Source organism: Caballeronia sp. SEWSISQ10-4 2 (assembly GCF_030464885.1).
In the GTDB taxonomy this organism is placed as follows: Bacteria; Pseudomonadota; Gammaproteobacteria; order Burkholderiales; family Burkholderiaceae; genus Caballeronia.
In genome coordinates, this window is the sequence record NZ_JALPRJ010000004.1 from 17,967 (window position 1) to 34,107 (window position 16,141).

General features: G+C 66.3%; 12 protein-coding genes. 10 read left to right on the forward strand and 2 right to left on the reverse strand.

What is annotated here, in order from left to right:
- The first annotated feature begins 4 nt into the window (after nt 1-4).
- The 8 genes from sctJ (at nt 5) to sctC (ending at nt 8,675) form a co-directional block, all read left to right on the forward strand.
- Nucleotides 5-799, forward strand: coding sequence for a type III secretion system inner membrane ring lipoprotein SctJ (gene sctJ / locus M0D69_RS03690; protein WP_301780720.1), 795 nt, complete (start codon nt 5-7; stop codon nt 797-799).
- On the forward strand, nt 796-1,470 hold the full coding sequence (locus M0D69_RS03695; protein WP_301780721.1) for a type III secretion protein HrpB4: 675 nt from the start codon (nt 796-798) through the stop codon (nt 1,468-1,470). Before sctJ ends, M0D69_RS03695 begins: the two co-directional genes overlap by 4 nt.
- Complete coding sequence (gene sctL / locus M0D69_RS03700; protein ID WP_301780722.1) at nt 1,464-2,288, forward strand: type III secretion system stator protein SctL; 825 nt, start codon at nt 1,464-1,466, stop codon at nt 2,286-2,288. Before M0D69_RS03695 ends, sctL begins: the two co-directional genes overlap by 7 nt.
- Before the next feature lie 8 nt (nt 2,289-2,296).
- A complete protein-coding gene (locus tag M0D69_RS03705) occupies nt 2,297-3,607 on the forward strand; it encodes a FliI/YscN family ATPase (RefSeq protein ID WP_301780858.1) in 1,311 nt (436 codons plus the stop codon).
- On the forward strand, nt 3,604-4,164 hold the full coding sequence (locus M0D69_RS03710) for a hypothetical protein (RefSeq protein ID WP_301780723.1): 561 nt from the start codon (nt 3,604-3,606) through the stop codon (nt 4,162-4,164). Before M0D69_RS03705 ends, M0D69_RS03710 begins: the two co-directional genes overlap by 4 nt.
- Nucleotides 4,161-5,006 carry a type III secretion system export apparatus subunit SctT gene (gene sctT, locus M0D69_RS03715; RefSeq protein WP_301780724.1) on the forward strand — a complete coding sequence of 282 codons (846 nt, stop codon included), beginning with the start codon at nt 4,161-4,163 and terminating at the stop codon, nt 5,004-5,006. Before M0D69_RS03710 ends, sctT begins: the two co-directional genes overlap by 4 nt.
- A 335-nt stretch (nt 5,007-5,341) precedes the next feature.
- The gene (locus tag M0D69_RS03720) at nt 5,342-6,787 is read left to right on the forward strand and encodes a helix-turn-helix transcriptional regulator (protein ID WP_301780725.1); all 1,446 of its coding nucleotides are present in this window, start codon (nt 5,342-5,344) and stop codon (nt 6,785-6,787) included.
- On the forward strand, nt 6,780-8,675 hold the full coding sequence (sctC, locus tag M0D69_RS03725) for a type III secretion system outer membrane ring subunit SctC (RefSeq protein ID WP_301780726.1): 1,896 nt from the start codon (nt 6,780-6,782) through the stop codon (nt 8,673-8,675). The genes M0D69_RS03720 and sctC overlap by 8 nt, the downstream gene beginning before the upstream one ends.
- Before the next feature lie 116 nt (nt 8,676-8,791).
- Here sctC and M0D69_RS03730 read toward each other — a convergent pair whose 3' ends face one another.
- Entirely contained in the window at nt 8,792-9,082 is a 291-nt protein-coding gene (locus M0D69_RS03730; protein WP_301780727.1) for a hypothetical protein, read from the reverse strand.
- Between the two features lie 278 nt (nt 9,083-9,360).
- On the opposite strand from M0D69_RS03730, the gene M0D69_RS03735 reads away from it, so the two are divergent.
- Nucleotides 9,361-11,454 carry an HrpF/NolX family T3SS translocon protein gene (locus M0D69_RS03735; protein ID WP_301780728.1) on the forward strand — a complete coding sequence of 698 codons (2,094 nt, stop codon included), beginning with the start codon at nt 9,361-9,363 and terminating at the stop codon, nt 11,452-11,454.
- A 117-nt stretch (nt 11,455-11,571) separates the two neighbouring features.
- Here M0D69_RS03735 and M0D69_RS03740 read toward each other — a convergent pair whose 3' ends face one another.
- Nucleotides 11,572-14,910 carry an autotransporter gene (locus M0D69_RS03740; protein WP_301780729.1) on the reverse strand — a complete coding sequence of 1,113 codons (3,339 nt, stop codon included), beginning with the start codon at nt 14,908-14,910 and terminating at the stop codon, nt 11,572-11,574.
- 413 nt (nt 14,911-15,323) lie between these two features.
- Between M0D69_RS03740 and M0D69_RS03745 the strand changes: the two genes are divergently transcribed.
- Entirely contained in the window at nt 15,324-16,016 is a 693-nt protein-coding gene (locus M0D69_RS03745; protein WP_301780730.1) for a hypothetical protein, read from the forward strand.
- The last annotated feature ends 125 nt before the right edge of the window (nt 16,017-16,141 follow it).

Sequence of the window (16,141 nt, forward strand, 5' to 3'; positions counted from 1 at the left end):
TGTGATGCGATCGTTATGGACGCGTAAATCGGTGCTGATGATGCTGGTCGTCGCCGTGCTGCTGACCGGCTGCGACAAGCAGCTGTATGCGCAGCTCTCCGAGGCGGACGCCGACGACATGCTGTCGGTGCTGATGCAGGCCGGGCTGAGTCCCGACAAGAGTTCGCCGGACGGCGGCAAGACGTGGACCGTGACGATGCCGGGCGACGATTTCGCGCAGGCGATCGAAGTGCTGCACGCTCACGGGCTGCCGCGCGACAAGTACTCGAATCTCGGCGAGATGTTCAAGAAGGACGGGCTGATCTCCACGCCGACCGAAGAGCGCGTGCGCTTCATTTACGGCGTGTCGCAACAACTGGCGTCGATGCTCACGCGCATCGACGGCGTGGAATTCGCGAACGTGCAGATCGTGCTGCCGAACAACGATCCGTTGTCGACGTCGATCAAGCCGTCGTCGGCGGCGGTGTTCATCAAGTATTCCGCCGATGCCGACGTGAGCGCGCTCACGCCGAGCATCAAGAATCTCGTGGTGCATAGCGTGGAAGGGCTCACGTACGACAACGTCAGCGTGACGCTCGTGCCCGGCACCGCGGCGACCACGCGCGTGCACTCGCGCACGCCATCGCCGTGGCTTCTGTGGGGCGTGCCGTTGCTGGCGGCGCTGGTGGCGGGCGGGCTGATGTGGTGGTTCCGCGCGGCGCTCGGCGCGTCGCTGAGTCAGGTGTTGCAACGCACCCGCGCGAATCGGCCGGCTGCGGCGGCCAATGCGCCCGCGCCTTCGTCAGGGACAACGACGTGAGCGCCGACGTGGCCGACGCGGTGATTGACGACGTGGCCGACGCCGTGACCGACCTCGGCGAGCCGGCCGCCGCCGCCACGCTGGCGCCCGTCCTCGACGCGTTGCGAGCGTACGACACGCGTCTGCGCCGGCTCGATACCGAGTTGCGCGGCGTGCTGCCCGGCTTGCCGCCGCCAGCCGCCACGCAGGGCGCGGGCTTCGTGTGGCTGCGCGAGCTGCTGTGTCCGCGCCGCGTGCCGGTCGACGCGTTCACGCGTCCCGGCAACCGGCTCGGCGTGCTCGAACCCGCGGCACTGCGCCGCGTTCTGGCGGTGCGTGCGCTGTATGCGCGCCGGACCGCGGTGCGCCGCTGCATCGACCGCCCTGCGCTCGCCGCGATGCGCGCCGCGGTCGGCGCCGCTTCGCTGCACGCGTTGCAACGCGCCGATGCGCGTGACGGCGAAAGCGCGTTGCCGTTGCCGGCCGCGCTCGACGCGGATGCGCTGGTCCGCGAAGGTTTGCTGCTGTTGCGCGCGGACGGCTGCGTCGACGACCCCGGCATCTGGCATCTGATGACGTTACACATCGCGGGCGACTGGCAGCGCGTCGACGCAAACCTGCTGACGCCCGGCCTCGACGGCGCGCGCTTTCTGGAACGCCTGACGGCGCTCGTATCGGGACTCTCATGGTGATCTGGCTCGATCATGCGGCTCGCGACGGTTGGTCGCTCGGCCTCGATCAGGATGTGCTGAGCGGCGACGACTTCGCCACGCTGATGGATCTCGACGCAACGCTCGCGCAGGCGAGGGCGGACGCTGACGCCCTGCTGAGCGCGGCGCGCGACGAGGCGTCCGCGATTCTGCTCGACGCGCAGCAGCACGCCGACGCGCTCAATGCCGAACTCGACGCGAAATTCGCGAGCAGCGGCCGGCTGGGGTACGCGGCCGGCTTGCAGCGCGGCATCGACGAAATGCACCGGACAATTCAGGAACACGTTCGCGGCGAACAGCACAGCGCGCGCCTCGCGCAGGAACGGCTCGCGGGTCTGGTGATGAAGGCGGTCGAACAGGTCGTGCTGGAAAGCGATCGCGACGCGTTGCTCGCGCGTGTCGGCGCGACCCTGGCACGCGTGATCGACGGCGAGTCGTATGTGACGCTCACCGTATCCGCAGACGACCATGCCGCCACGCGCCGGATGTTGACCCAGATCGCGGAGCACGCGGGATGGAGCGGTGGTTTCGACGTGCGGATCGATCCGGCCGCCGCGCCCGGCACCTGCCTGTGCGAGTGGGACTGCGGGGTGCTCGACGCGAGCCTGTCCGCGCAATTCACGGCACTGCGCCGCGCATTGAACGTCAGCGCACGCAGCGTTGCCGCGTCCGTGGAGCAGGGCGCGGAGCAGGCCACGCATGTCGCGCCGCCCTCGGCTGCCCAGCCGCCCACATCCCAATCCGGCATCGAGGCGCAAGCCCGGCAAGCCGTTGTCTATCCCGACGGAGCACGCGCATGAGCACAGGCATGGACTTTCTCGCGCAACTCGACGCGTCGCTGGACGCGATTCCCGCCAGCCGCCAGGTCGGCAAGATCGTCGAAGCCTCGGGAACCCTGCTGAAGGTGGGCGGCATCGATCCTTCGCTGGGCGAAATCTGCGAGTTGCGCGACGGCGCCGGCAAGCGTCTGCAACTCGCGGAAGTAGTGGGCTTCGACCGGCAGTTTGCGCTGCTCGCGCCGTTCCGCAGCACGGTCGGCCTGTCGCGCACCACGCGGGTTCACGGCAGCGGCAAACCGCTCTCGATCGGCGTCGGACCGGGCTTGCTCGGGCGCGTGATCGACGGTCTCGGCCAACCGATCGACGGCGCGGGTCCGATCGAGGCCGTGGCGCAGGCGTCGGTCTACGCCTCGGCGCCCGATCCGATGACGCGCGCGCTGATCGAGGTGCCGTTCGTCACCGGCATTCGCGCGATCGATGGCCTGATGACGCTCGGCGAAGGGCAGCGTCTCGGCATCTTCGCGCCGGCGGGTGTCGGCAAGAGCACCTTGCTCGGTATGCTCGCACGGGGCACGAGTTGCGACGTCAACGTGATCGTGCTGATCGGCGAACGCGGCCGCGAAGTGCGCGAGTTCATCGAATTGATTCTCGGCGAGGCCGGCATGGCGCGCACCGTAGTGGTGTGCGCGACCTCCGACCGCTCGTCGATCGAACGCGCCAAAGCGGCCTACGTGGGTACGGCGGTCGCCGAATATTTCCGCGACCAGGGCATGCGCGTGCTGCTGATGATGGATTCGCTCACCCGCTTTGCCCGCGCGCAGCGCGAGATCGGCCTTGCAGCCGGCGAACCGCCGACGCGGCGCGGCTTTCCGCCGTCCATCTTCGCCGAGTTGCCGCGCCTGCTCGAACGCGCGGGCACCAGCGCGACGGGCTCCATCACCGCGCTGTATACCGTGCTCGCCGAAGACGAGTCCGGCAGCGACCCGGTCACCGAAGAGGTGCGCGGAATTCTGGACGGTCACCTGATCCTGTCGCGCGAGATCGCCGCGCGCAACCGCTATCCGGCGATCGATATCCTGAACAGCCTGAGCCGCGTGATGCCGCTGGTCGTCACCGACCCGCATCGCGACGGCGCGGCGCGGATGCGGCAACTGATGGCGCGCTACGCCGAAGTCGAGACCTTGTTGCAGGTCGGTGAATATCAGAGCGGCAGCGACCCGCTCACCGACCAGGCGATCGAACAGCACGACTGGCTGGAGTCGTTTCTCAGCCAGAAAACCCATGAATCCGTCGATGCCGGCCACACTTCGGCGCTCGTCTGCGAGTTCAGCGGCCAATGAACCAGCGCATGCGGGCGTGGACCGTGATTGTCGGCATCAAGGCGCGCGCGCTGAAAAAGGCCGAGGCGGCGATGACGCAATGCGCGTCGAACGTCGCCGCCGCGCAGCAGGCGATCGCGCAGGCGGATGCGGCGCGGGGCGCGGCGGTGGCGAAAGCCGCCGAGGCCGCCGCCGGGCTGGCCGAAGCGATGCGCCAACCCGGCGGTTTTTCGGCGGCGACGTATCTCTCGCATGAGGCGTCGCGCGCGGTGCTGGTTCAGCACGTCGGCAGCGCCGACGCGAATTGCGCGGCGGCGCTGCAGCATCTGCACGAGCAACAGGCCGCACTCGACGACGCGCGCCGCGCCAGCGCGCGCGCGCAGACCTCGCTCGATGCCTGCCGCGATCTGCGCACGAAGTTGCAACAGGCGTTGCAGCAGGCCGCGGACGCGGAAGCCGACGACGAAGCGGCCGAAACCGCGGCGGGGCGTCAATTGCGCGCGCGCCGCAAGCGCGCCGCCGAGGCGGCGCTGGCGGTAAAGGCCGCGCGGACCCGAACGCGCGGTGCCGCGGCATGATGGATCTCTCGCCTCTGCTGACTGCGCTGACCGGCCTGCACGCGAACGTCGAAGCGCTGCTCTATATGTTCGCGCTGTCGAGCATCCGCGTGATGGTCGTGTTCCTGATACTCCCCGCCACGAGCACCCAGGTGTTGCCGGGCCTCGCGCGGGCGGGCGTGACCTATCTGCTGAGCGGCTTCATTGCCGCATCGCAAACGCCCGACGCGTTCGACCACCTGAGCCCCGTCGCCTTGCTGATGCTCACCGGCAAGGAAGCGTTCATCGGTCTCGTGATCGGCTACGCCGCCTCGACGATCTTCTGGACCGCGCAGGCAGCGGGCGCGCTGATCGACAACCTGGCGGGGTTCAACAACGTCCAGATGACCAATCCGATGCAGGGCGAGCAGAACACGCCGGTCTCGAACGTGCTGATTCAACTCGCTATCACGCTCTTCTACGTATCCGGCGGGATGACGATGCTGCTCGGCGCGTTGTTCGATTCTTACCGCTGGTGGCCGCTCGCGTCGACGCTGCCGCCGGGCGTGGTGACCGCGGGCACCGCGGCGATGGACTTTATGATCTACCAGGGTAATACCGTGCTGGCCACGGCGATCAAGCTGTGCGCGCCGGTGATTCTCGTGCTGGTGCTGATCGACATCGGCCTCGGCGTGATCGGGCGCGCGGCCGACAAGCTCGAACCTACCTCGTTGAGCCAGCCGGTGCGCGGGATCGTCGGCGTGCTGCTGCTGGTCGTGCTGGTGACCGTGATTGCGTCGCAGGTCCGCGCGACCCTGAATATGCGCGGATTCGCTCCGGCCATCTCCGGCCTGCTGACTAATCAGGTCGGCAAACCGAAATAACGTGCATTCAAAAGTCGATAAAAAATTAAAAAAAGACGATAAAAAGTTCGACTCGAAAAAATAATCCCGTCCGTTTCTAAAATATCGCGAATTGCAGTGCGGGAAATGCACCTTTATTCTCGCAGACCCTTGTCCCGCATGGCGGTCCAGGCACATCAATATGACGTTTTCAAGCTTATCCGGAACGGGAATAAAACTTGAGGATTCAGGGCAGGATTGTTGAGAATTGGGATTGTTCATCTGCGTAGTCTTGAAGGCACGCGCTCGCTTGACGTGCAGTTTTCATTCCTGCACTTGCGAAGAGCGATGACTGCTTTCTTTTCAAGGGCTACCCAATGGTAATCAAGATCTATTTTGCGCTGGCCGCGGCACTCGCCGCGAAAGCGACCTTGCCGCGTTATGCAGCGGCGCTGCTCGACGGCGATCCGGAACGCGCTTACGACAGCGTCTCGGACGTGTCGGATCGCGGCAGCCGGCAACTGATCGATGGCGACGAGGGTCGCCTGCTGGCTGTGTCGGACGCGCTGTTGCTGCTCGACCGCGACGAAGATGCCGAGCAGGAATATCGCCGCGCACAGAAAGCCTGCCGCAGCGACGACGATCGCCTGCGCGTGATGTCGTGCCGCAATGCCGGTTGGCAAGCGCTCAAGCGCGCGCGCTATTTCGCGGCCCATAGCTGCTTTGCGCGGATTGTGAGCGACGTCGGCGCGACCCTCGAACAGGCGATCGAGGCGTCGATGGGCGTGGGCATCGTTCATCATCTGATGGGGCAGCAGCGGCATGCGGCCGAGGCGCTGGAGCACGCCGCGCAACTGGCGAGCGAGGCGCTCGATCCGTTGTGGAGCGACACGATCGCGCTGCTCACGCTGGACTGCGCGGTTCGTATCGAAGTGTGCGGCTCGGCGCAACTGGCCGATCATGCTTTCTGGCAATCCGGCCGCGAGTCCGACGCGTTCCTGCACGGATCGGCCGCGCAGCGCCTCGCGCCGGAATCCTTGCACATGCAGCGCGCACGGCGGCCGCTGATCGACAACCATCTCGACTATCTGCGGCAGTTGCTGGCGGTGGCCGACGGCAACCCGGCTGCGTCGTTGCGTCTTGCGGCCATCGCCGCCGACGGCGCGCTCTGGCCGGGCCGCAACGTGCCGGCCGAAGCGAAGATCGCTGCCGTGCTGGCCGCGCTGAGCGGCGGCTTCGGAGCCATGGCCGAACGCCTGCTCGACACGATGACGAAGCGCGAAATGGACGGCATCGCGCCGCGCTGGAATCTCGATCTGCTCTATGCGCGAGCGAAAGTGGCCGCGCAGCGGGGACACATGCAAAGCGCGCTGCAACTGTATGCGAGCTACTCGCGCGAGGCGCTGCATTGCCTGCGCTCGGAAGCGGTCCAGGCGCCCGTCGCCGGTTCGCGGCGCAGCACGGGCGCGCCGACCACCGACGACATCGCGATGCGCCTGCCCGCGAAATACCGGCGCGCTTACCGCTACATCGTCGAGCACATCGCCGAACATGGACTGACGACGCGTGAAGTCGCCGCTCATATCCAGGTCACGGAACGCGCGCTGCAAATGATGTTCAAGCATTCGCTCGGCGTCTCGCCCGGCGCGCTGATCCGGCAGATGCGTCTGGAAGGCATTCGCGACGAACTGCGCACCGACGCGCGCGGCGGCGTGACCGTGCTCGACACCGCGCGGCGCTGGGGCGTGAACAGCCGATCGACGCTAGTGAAGAGCTACCGTAAGCAGTTCAACGAATCGCCGTCCGAGACGCTCAATGGTTAAGCGCCCCCACTCGCACTCCGATCGCGCCGCCACGCCTGGCGGCCGCCCGCGTGGCCGCTTCATGCTCGGCGCACTGCGCGGCGCGGTCCTCGCGCTGTGCACGCTGAGCGCCGCGTCGATGGCCGCGCCGATGCCGTGGCAAACCACCCAGCTCGACTACGTCGCGGACCATAAGGACCTGAAAGACGTGCTGCGCGACGTCAGCGCCAGTTCGGGCGTGCCCACCTGGATTTCGCCGCAGGTGCAGGGCAACGTGTCCGGCCATTTCCAGACCAGCCCGCAAGCGCTGCTCGACCGCCTCGCGGGGACCTTCGGCTTCGTGTATTACTTCGACGGCGCCGTGCTGCGGATCTACGGCGCGAACGAGATCACCAGCGCGACGATCGGCCTGACCGAAGCAAGCACCGCCGAATTGCGCGCGTCGCTGGCGCGGCTCGGCGTCGCCGACCGGCGCTTTCCGCTCCACTTTGACGACAGCTCGCGCACCGTGATCGTGTCCGGGCCGCCGCGTTATGTGGAACTCGTGACCGACGTCGCGCATCTGGTCGACGCCGGTCATACGAGTCAGCAGGCTGATCAGGTCGTGCGCCTCTTTCCGCTGCGCTATGCATGGGCGAGCGATCACCAGGTGTCCATCGACGGCCAGTCGATCACTATTCGCGGCGTGTCGACCATCCTGCGTAGTCTTTACGATCCCGACGCGCGCAACCCGTCGGATTCGCAGACGGCGCCGCAGTCAAACTCACACCGGCTGCGCTCGGTCGGCGACACCGACGGCGGTTCGCCCGACGGCGGCAGCCGTCCGCGTCAGGCACCGGCCGTGAACGACGGCGGCAGCTGGACGACCGGCTTGCAGGGTCTCGTCGGCGGCACGCCCGCCGATGCGACCCCGAGGGGGCTCAATCCACCGTTGCCGCGCGGCGTGCAAGGCGTCGGCGACGCGTCGGACGCCGCCGCGTCGGACAACACCGCGCGCCAGATGCAATGGAGTGGACAACCCGGCGATCGGCCGGTAATCCAGCCCGATCCGCGCACGAATTCGATTCTGGTGCGCGCGCAGCCTCGCCGGATGGCGGCGTTCGCGTCGTTGATCGCGTCGCTCGACACGCGCCCCGCAGTACTCGAAATCGACGCGAGCATCATCGAAATCACTGACGACGCATTGCAGCAGCTCGGCGTCGACTGGCGGGTGCACGACAGTCACGTCGATTTCGAACTGGGCAATGGGCTGAATGCGCAAGCGGGCAATCCCGGCTCGCTGAATCCGCAGGGTTTCAACAACCCGAACAATACGAGCACGCTCGGGGTGCTCGGAACGCCGGCAGGCGGCGTGTTCACCGCGGTGATCGGTGGGGCAGGCAAGTACTTGCTGTCGCGCGTGACGGCGCTCGAACAGACCAATCAGGCGACCATCAACGCGAGCCCGAAAGTCGCGACGCTCGACAACGTTGAAGCGGTGATGGACAACAAGAAGACGTTTTACGTGCCGGTCTCCGGCTATCAGTCGGCGGACCTGTACAGCATCTCGGCGGGCGTGTCGCTGCGCGTGCTGCCGATGATCGTGCGCGGCACCGACTCTACGCGCATCCGGCTGAACGTGCATATCGAGGACGGGCAACTGACATCGGACACGGTGAGCAATCTGCCGGTCGTGTCGAACAGCACGATCGATACGCAGGCGTTGATCAACGAAGGCGAGAGCCTGCTGATCGCGGGCTATGCGGTGGATCAGCAGACCAACGGGACGACCGGCGTGCCGGGCTTGTCGAAGATTCCGTGGATCGGCGGACTGTTCCGCTACAAGAGCAACCAGGGGCAGAAGTTTCAGCGGCTCTTTCTGGTTACGCCGCACGTGATCAACGCGCCGGCCGAAGATCTGCCGGGCTGAGGGAGGTGAGCAGGGCAAAGCGATGCACGGTCCGGCCATTGGAACGGTCGGGCGGTGCATCGTCATCCTGACGACATCGACGACTTCGGTAATGTTGGTGTTCGAGGCGGAACCGTTTAGCCGTCGTCGTCATCGTCTTTTGCGTTGGCCCAGCCGTCCTGGCCGCTCTTGAGGATCTGTTGCCCGACCTGGACGATGAAATTCTGCAACTGGGTGTTGAGATCGCCGCCACTGCCGCCTGCGGCCGCGCCTGCCGCCGCTCCCGCACCGGCGGCATCGCCGACGCCGTCCGATCCGTGCGAGCCGGAGGGCTTGTGTCCCGACGAGGGCGGCTCCGGCGAATCCGAGCCGTGTGTTGAAGTATGCGAGCCGCCCGATGACGAGTGGCTGCTGACATGCATGTTCATAGTGGTTTTCCGGTCAGTTGACGTGAGTGCTCAACATAGCTCTGACGTCTTTTGTCACACGCGCCGTTAGCGAAGCCCAAGCGCCGCACGCGAAATGACGCGCAAATGAACCGGCTCATCCATACGGCTGATTTGTCCGGACGGCTTCGTAACTCGGTCGGCGCTTTCGGCTTCGTGTGTATGGCCAATCGACTCACGTACCTAGAATCTGCTCGACCGACTCTCGCTCAGCTTGCGTCGTCGATCGCCTTTTAACGCCATCTGATCGAGGAAACTCAATGGATACCCGGATAACTGCGCCGCTGCAAAGCGGTGTTGCGAGCATTAAAGAGTCCCTGCAAGGCATCGGTGCGGAACTGCAGGAGGACCAGGAAAAAATCAAGGACATGCTGGGCAATATTTTCGGCGGCGCGCATGCCCAGACGCTGAACAACGACCGTTCAGCCGAACCGCATCTGCAAGTGCGCGAAGGAACCGTGTTGGCGTCGCAGCAGCCCGGCGTCAGTATTCCGGCAAACCAGTTGCCTGGCAAGAACGGCTTTATCGATCCTTCCACGGCCGAAAAGTCGATCGACTCGTCGCTGCAGGCGCCCGGCGGCATCCCCGCGGAGGATCTGCCAGGCAACCACGGCTTCATGGACCCCGCCGCAGCCGAACGCGCGGTCAACGCGTGGTCAACGCCCGCACCGGCGGACTCGACGACGACCGACCCGAGCGCGTCTTCCGCTGCGCCGCCCGCCTCGGGCAGCACGGGCGGCACCGGCAACCAGCCCGCGCCGCCCCAGTTCGTCAACGGCATGGTCAATCCCGACTATGTGTCCTACCTGGAGGCGCAGTCGGCAGCGGCGGCCGCCGCGGCATCATCGGCAGCGGCATCGGCGGAAAATCCCGACGAATTGACCGACGATCAGATCGCGACGCTCTCGGTGCTCGACCGCCACCAGGGTGCCATCAAGGGTTCTATGGCAGATCTGCAAAAGCAGATCGACGATCCGAAAACGCCGCCCGACCTGAAGCAAGCGCTGCAGAACCTGAAGAACGATCCTGATCTGCAGTCGAAGCTCGATGCGGCATCCAACGGCAAGCACGACGACAAGTTCTCGCCGAACGACGTGACGAACCTCGTCAAGAAAAACCCGGCGGTGCAGGCGTACAACGACCAGCAGGCTGACGGCTTCGAACAGAACTACATCCCGTCCGACAACACCGATCCAAATGCGCAACCGCGCGAAATTGACGCGAACGACGCGATGCGCGAGTTCTATCGCTACTCGGACAATCTGCCGAAGAACCTGTCGCCGCAGGACCTGCAGAATATCGTCGACGGCACCGGCGGCGAGGGCAAAATGCCGCCGCAGGTGATCGCGGCCGCGAAGTACTTCCTTGACAATCCGTCCGCATGGCAGACCATCGCCGGGCCGTCGGGCAAGGTGTCACGCGGCCACATGGAAGACGCGATCTCGAGCCACGTCAGCCTGAACGACGATGAGAACGCGACCATCAGCACGATGCAGGCGAATCAGAGCACGTTCTTCGGCGGCGGCAATCTCACGCGCGACAAGCTCTCGCAGATCGCAAACGACCCGAAGAACAGCCCTGAAGTGCAGGCGGCGGCAAAGCAGTTGCTCGGCGACCCGATGCTGTTCGGGATGCTCGACAACGGCAAGCACGGCAATAGCGGCAGCATCCTGCACGGGGCCGACGACGGGAAAATCGGCGGCGGCGACTTCTCCGCATGGGTGAAGAACTCACAGACGCTCGGCAAGCCTGCGCCGCCGACGCCGCCCACGCACACGCCGACCGCGCCAGCCGACGTCGCCGCCACCCAGGCCATGGAAGCGGGCGAAGCCGATCAGCCAGACCAGAAAAAGGAGAAGGGCGGCGGTTTGCAGAAGTTTCTCCAGGGCCTGCTGCACATCCTGTCAAAGATCGCCGACGTGTTCTCGACGGTCCTCAGCGCGCTCGCCAAGATTCCAGGTATCGGTGAAATCTTTGCCGGCGCGTCGATTGCGATGGAAGGCGTGTCCGGGCAACTGGAAGTCGGCGCGGTCGCGGTGGGCGGCGGCAGCAAGACCGACATTGAAAACGCCGAGAAGGATGCAGCGATCGGTCTGGCAGGCGCTGCGATCGGCACGGTAACGGTGCCGGGCATGGGCGGCGCGATCGTCAAGGGCGCGGAGAAGGGGGTCGAAGCGGGCGTCGAGACGGCCGCGGAGAAGGCGGGTTCGTCGGAGATCAAGGACGGCGTCAAGGACGGCTTGAAGGATGCGGCCAAGGACAACGCGAAGGACGCGGTGTCGGGCCAGGTTCAGGGCGCGGTCATGCCGCAACAGAACCAGAATCAGAAGCAGAGTGAACCGGTGCCCGCCTGAGTAGCGTAGTAGAAAAGCGCGGTTCAGCAGTCAGAAAAAGCATTGCCGCCAGACAGGCGGCAATGCTTTTTTTACGGGCGTTTTTTAAGGCCGGTGACGAGCCGGCCGGGCAGACGTTCAACGCCGGGATGCTTCGTCATCCAGACGATCCGCCAGCGCGAACGGGATGCTCAGCGAGAACAGTTCGCGGTCGCCGGTTGCCGTGGTCCGCGCGTTCAGTTGCACACCGGCGTTCAAGCCGGGGTTGCGTGCGCTGGTCGTGCGTTCCTTGACCTTCAGCTCGGCAGGCAGCCACGACGCCGGGTTGTCGAGAATGCGCGTGATTTCGGCATCGAGCGCGGCGCGTCCGGCCGGCCCCTGTTTCGCGCAGGCGTTCAGCACATCGATTTTCACGGCGGCGCCGCGGCTTAGGCGGTAACGGTGGAACCAGGTCTGGTTGGGCCGCCGGTTCGCCTTGACGTCGCCGAGATGACTGTCGAGCCGCTGTTCGGCGAGCTTGTCCGGCGTGTCGAAGACAGGCGGCGGGTTGCCGGCGCGTGCCGCCAGCGCGCGGGCCGCCTGTTGATCCTCGGCGATCTCCGCGGCGAGCAACGCGACCCATTGTGGCCGCGACGCATCGAGTGCCTCGGTGTAGGTCGACGCGCTGGAATATTCGGTGTCGAGCAGACAGGCACGATGCACCAGCGTGCCGTTTTCACGCACGAGCTGGACCTTGGAGAGCCGGCTGTCGTCCTGAAAGGTCAGCGTGGCGGCCGGCGCATCGAACGACGTTATGCCGACCGCGACCGACGTATGCGGCGAGCCCGCCGCGATACTCGCGCCGAGCGTGCCGCTCAGCCGCCCGAGCAGGCGCGAACCGGCGCCGCTGCGATGTTGTTCGACTTGCAGCCGGCCGCTGGTTTCGTTCGAATCGAACGTCTGCTTGCGGGTCTTTTCGTAACCCACGCCCAGGTTCGCGCCGGCCCGCCACGCCTTGACCGGCCCGACCAATTTCGCGGACAGCGTCGCGTCGACCGAGCCGCCTTGCTTCACCGAGCGCGCGACCGTGTCGGTCCAGCTCACCGACACATCGGGATCGTCGAAGCAGTGTTCGGCCAGGCGATTCCACGTGCCGCGCGCGCCGGTCTCGGCGCCGTCGCGCGCGCGCGTGGTCTCGTCGAAGACGTGGCCGATCAGGTCGTCCAGTTTCTCGCGCATCCGGTTGTCGTCGTAACCGGTGGCCCGCTCGTTGACGCGGCGGGCAAAACGCAGCGACACGCCGCTCGGCTCCACCAGCTCCTCCGAATGCAGGACGCCTTGCATCACGACGCCCGCCCGCAACTGCGTCAGACCGACGTCGACGTCATAGCCGACCAGCGCGCCGGCGCCCGCATGCAGCGCGCGCGTCTTTGCGGTGCCGATGAACATCTCGACACCTTGCGTCGCGCGGCTGAGTTCGACCACCGCTTCACGGGTGCGCGACGCGCGCAGGTCCAGACGCGGTGCGAACGGCACCCCGCCCGAATGCAACACCTTGCCGAGATTCGCCGACAAGCCGCGCGTGCTGACGCCGACGCGGCCGCCGTCGGTCAGCCGCAAACGCGCGCTGCTCTGCAACTGGTTCGCCACGGCCCTGAGACCGTCGCGCACCGCCTCGCGATCGCGTGAATCGATCGCGTCCGAGCGCGGATCGGCGGCGCGCGACAGCGCATCGAGCTGGGTCCAGAATGGGGATTCCTGCGGAATGCCGGCGACTTTGCCCCACGCGGCGAGCCGTTGGTTGTCGAAGCTCTGTTTGACAATCGACTTGAACGGCCTGGTGCGGGCGAGTTCGTGCGGATCGGTTTGCGCCCAGCGCGCGCTCAGCGCTTTCATCCGATCGAGCGCTTCGGCGGAGCCGACGTCGGCCCGTTGCAGCGCCGCGCACAAGCGCTGCGCATGCCGGGCCGCTTCGCCCAGACGCGTCGCGTTGATCCGGTTATCGGGGAAACCGCCGCTGTCGACCCATGCGTGCAGCGTCGCGAGCTCCGCGAGCGACTGTTCCGGACGCGCATGCCTGAGCGCGCTCGCCGCCGAGAGTTCGGGACGGGCCGTGAGCTCGGGCGCGGTTGCCTGCAACGCCACCCGCATCGCTTGCCCGAGCGCGGCGCGTTCGGCCGCCACGCCGACGCGCGGCACGCCCTGCGTGCCCATGTCGAGCGCCGACAACGGCGATTTCTGATGACCGACGAGCCGCGATGGCAGCGTCTTCCAACGGTTTTTCGCGGTGCGGTCGATGGTCTCGCCGGAGAATTTCTGCAACCGTTCGCGGGCGCGCGCGAGATCGGTGCCGGGGCCGTCTTCGCGAAAATTCTGTTGCCAGGCGAAATACGCGCCTTTCTGGGCGGGCGTCATCGCGAGGCTGCCGTGATTGCGCAGCGTCAGCGCCGCGTGATACGCGTGCCACGCGAGCTGCGCCTCGAGCAGCGGCTGGCCCGCCCGGGGCGCTTCGCGCGCGGCGACCGCGGCGGGCGCGGGATCGAAGCCGGGATGCGGATCGAGCGTATCGGCCGCCTGCAGCATCACGCGATTGGCCTGCCGCTGCGTCGGCGTGAGGTTCAGATCGGCGCCCGCGCCGACCGTGCGCAGTTGTTCGAGCGCGTCGAAACCTTCGTTCGTGCGCGACAGCACGCGCGCCGCGAGCCACGCATTGGCTTCGGCCGGGGTGCGGGCGCTCGCGGTTTCCATGTGCGCGAAGTCGAGGCCGCTCAACGCATCGAGTATCGCGTGGGCGCTGCCGGCATCGCCGACGTTGGTTTGCCTGAGCGCATGCGCAACGAGCGCGCCGCGCGTGGTGGCCGGCGAACGCGGCGTGGCGCCCAGTTCGGCGAGCCGCGCGGACAGTTGATCGAGCCCGCGCTGGCCGTGCGGGGCGGGCGTGAACTCGCGATCCAGATAAGTGGTGAGGCCTGCCGCGCCGTCCATCGCCGCGTTCAGATGCAGCGCGTGCGCCGCGTGCGCGCCTAATTTGCCGAGCACCTCGTGCGCTTGCTGCGCGCCTTTGAGCAACGGCGTGCCGGCGGTCGTCGAGACGACGGCCGGCTTGCGCTCGTAACGCTCGCCGTCGGCCTTGAAGCTGCCGGGCGCCAACGGCTTGCGCTGGCGACTGTACTGATAGAGGGCGGTGCTGATGTCGAGCTTGCTGGTCCGCAGGCGCGCGGCTGTTCGCGCCACCGCGGTGCCCATCCGCGCGGTGGGCGTGTCGGGAACCAGCGGCGCAGCGGGGTTGTGCCGGCGAGGCGCCGCGTTGAGCGCATGTCTGAGGTTCGCGTTGGCGTTGGCGTTGGCGTTCGCGTGAGCGTGAGCGTGGCGGGGCGCCGGCGCCTGCTGCTGTGCTGCGGGCGCTGGCCCGATCGCTGCGGTTGCGTCCTGCGCGGCCGGCGCGAGGACAGCAGGAGGTGCGTTGAGCAACGGATTGCGCGTCGGAATTCCGGCCATGGCGGAGCGATCCATGTTGAAGAAGGATGGCTCAGCGTAGAAGCGGGATGTGACACCCCTAAACCTCATGCGAAGCGATGGTGCTCGATGCGAAGCGACCCGCGTCATCCCATCCGTGTCGCGATGGCGATCTGCGCCGATACGTTGTGATTGCGCGGTTTTCGCAGGAAAACCGACTGGCGGACCGCGACTTCGCTGTGTTCGCCGTGTTTTCGCGTTGGCTCACCGCGCTGATTCATCGCGTCGGCTCACCGCGCTGATTCATCGCGTCGGCTAAGGCCGCGTGCATGACCTGAAGATCGGCTTCGCAAATTGCCTCGGAGGCTCGCGCTGGCGCACGTGCGTGACGCAACGATCGGCTAAGTTAGTCACCTCGGGCCGCAATGGTCACGCCCATGATTTTCGGAGAGTTCATGCCAGCATCATCGATAGGATCCCGGCCAGCCAGCCCGATTCAGCCGCGCGAGGATGCGCCCGTCTCGCGTGCGTCCACCGCGACGAAGCCGCTCGCGGAAAAAGCAACCCGAGGTAGCCCCGCAGGCGTCCTGTCCAATCTGACGAGCCGTCCCAGACGCACCGACATCCAGTCGAATCAGGCGCGACTGGGCACGCTTCAACGTTTGAACGACAGCAAGCTCCTCAACGACACCGGCCACTACGAAAAGGCCGCGCCGATCGCGAAACAGATCAGGGCGCAGTTGCCGGCTTACGAGAACGAGCTGGACGGGCAGGTCGTCGCGGGGGAAATCGCGGCAGAGGACCGCCTCGAATTGATGAGTTCGATGACGGCCTCGCTGAAGAACGTCGAAGGAATCGGTTCAAAAATTGCGGATATCGACGCTGGTGGACAAGGTCTTGCGCAACAGGTCGGCAACCTGCTTCGAGCTCTGGCGCCGGACCTCGCCGAGCGCGCCACGCCCGAACGTCTTGAAAGTCTGGGGCGAGATCTGACGCTCAGCGCGCGAACCCGAATCTTGCCTGACGACCCCGCGACCCAGTCCGCGATCGATGCGCTCGATCTGATCAAGGCATTTCAGCAAACACAAGACAAATCGCTGATTTCGCAACTCCAGAACGCGCTTCGCGGGAGTTTTCCCGAAGCGTGATAGGCGCAGCGCGTCTCTTCGAACCTGTCCGGGTGCCGATAGAGACGCGCGGTACACAAGTCGTCGGACCGCTTTTTTTGGGTAAGCGATCGATCGAACACGTCACCGGTCGATCGCCGGCCTTT

Bases quoted from the DNA above. Each gene is read 5' to 3' on its own strand.
- M0D69_RS03710 (WP_301780723.1), top strand. From the start codon at position 3,604: ATGAACCAGCGCATGCGGGCGTGGACCGTGATTGTCGGCATCAAGGCG.
- M0D69_RS03740 (WP_301780729.1), bottom strand. From the start codon at position 14,910: ATGGCCGGAATTCCGACGCGCAATCCGTTGCTCAACGCACCTCCTGCT.
- M0D69_RS03730 (WP_301780727.1), bottom strand. From the start codon at position 9,082: ATGAACATGCATGTCAGCAGCCACTCGTCATCGGGCGGCTCGCATACT.
- M0D69_RS03745 (WP_301780730.1), top strand. From the start codon at position 15,324: ATGCCAGCATCATCGATAGGATCCCGGCCAGCCAGCCCGATTCAGCCG.
- sctC (WP_301780726.1), top strand. From the start codon at position 6,780: ATGGTTAAGCGCCCCCACTCGCACTCCGATCGCGCCGCCACGCCTGGC.
- sctL (WP_301780722.1), top strand. From the start codon at position 1,464: ATGGTGATCTGGCTCGATCATGCGGCTCGCGACGGTTGGTCGCTCGGC.
- sctT (WP_301780724.1), top strand. From the start codon at position 4,161: ATGATGGATCTCTCGCCTCTGCTGACTGCGCTGACCGGCCTGCACGCG.
- M0D69_RS03720 (WP_301780725.1), top strand. From the start codon at position 5,342: ATGGTAATCAAGATCTATTTTGCGCTGGCCGCGGCACTCGCCGCGAAA.
- M0D69_RS03735 (WP_301780728.1), top strand. From the start codon at position 9,361: ATGGATACCCGGATAACTGCGCCGCTGCAAAGCGGTGTTGCGAGCATT.
- M0D69_RS03705 (WP_301780858.1), top strand. From the start codon at position 2,297: ATGGACTTTCTCGCGCAACTCGACGCGTCGCTGGACGCGATTCCCGCC.
- sctJ (WP_301780720.1), top strand. From the start codon at position 5: ATGCGATCGTTATGGACGCGTAAATCGGTGCTGATGATGCTGGTCGTC.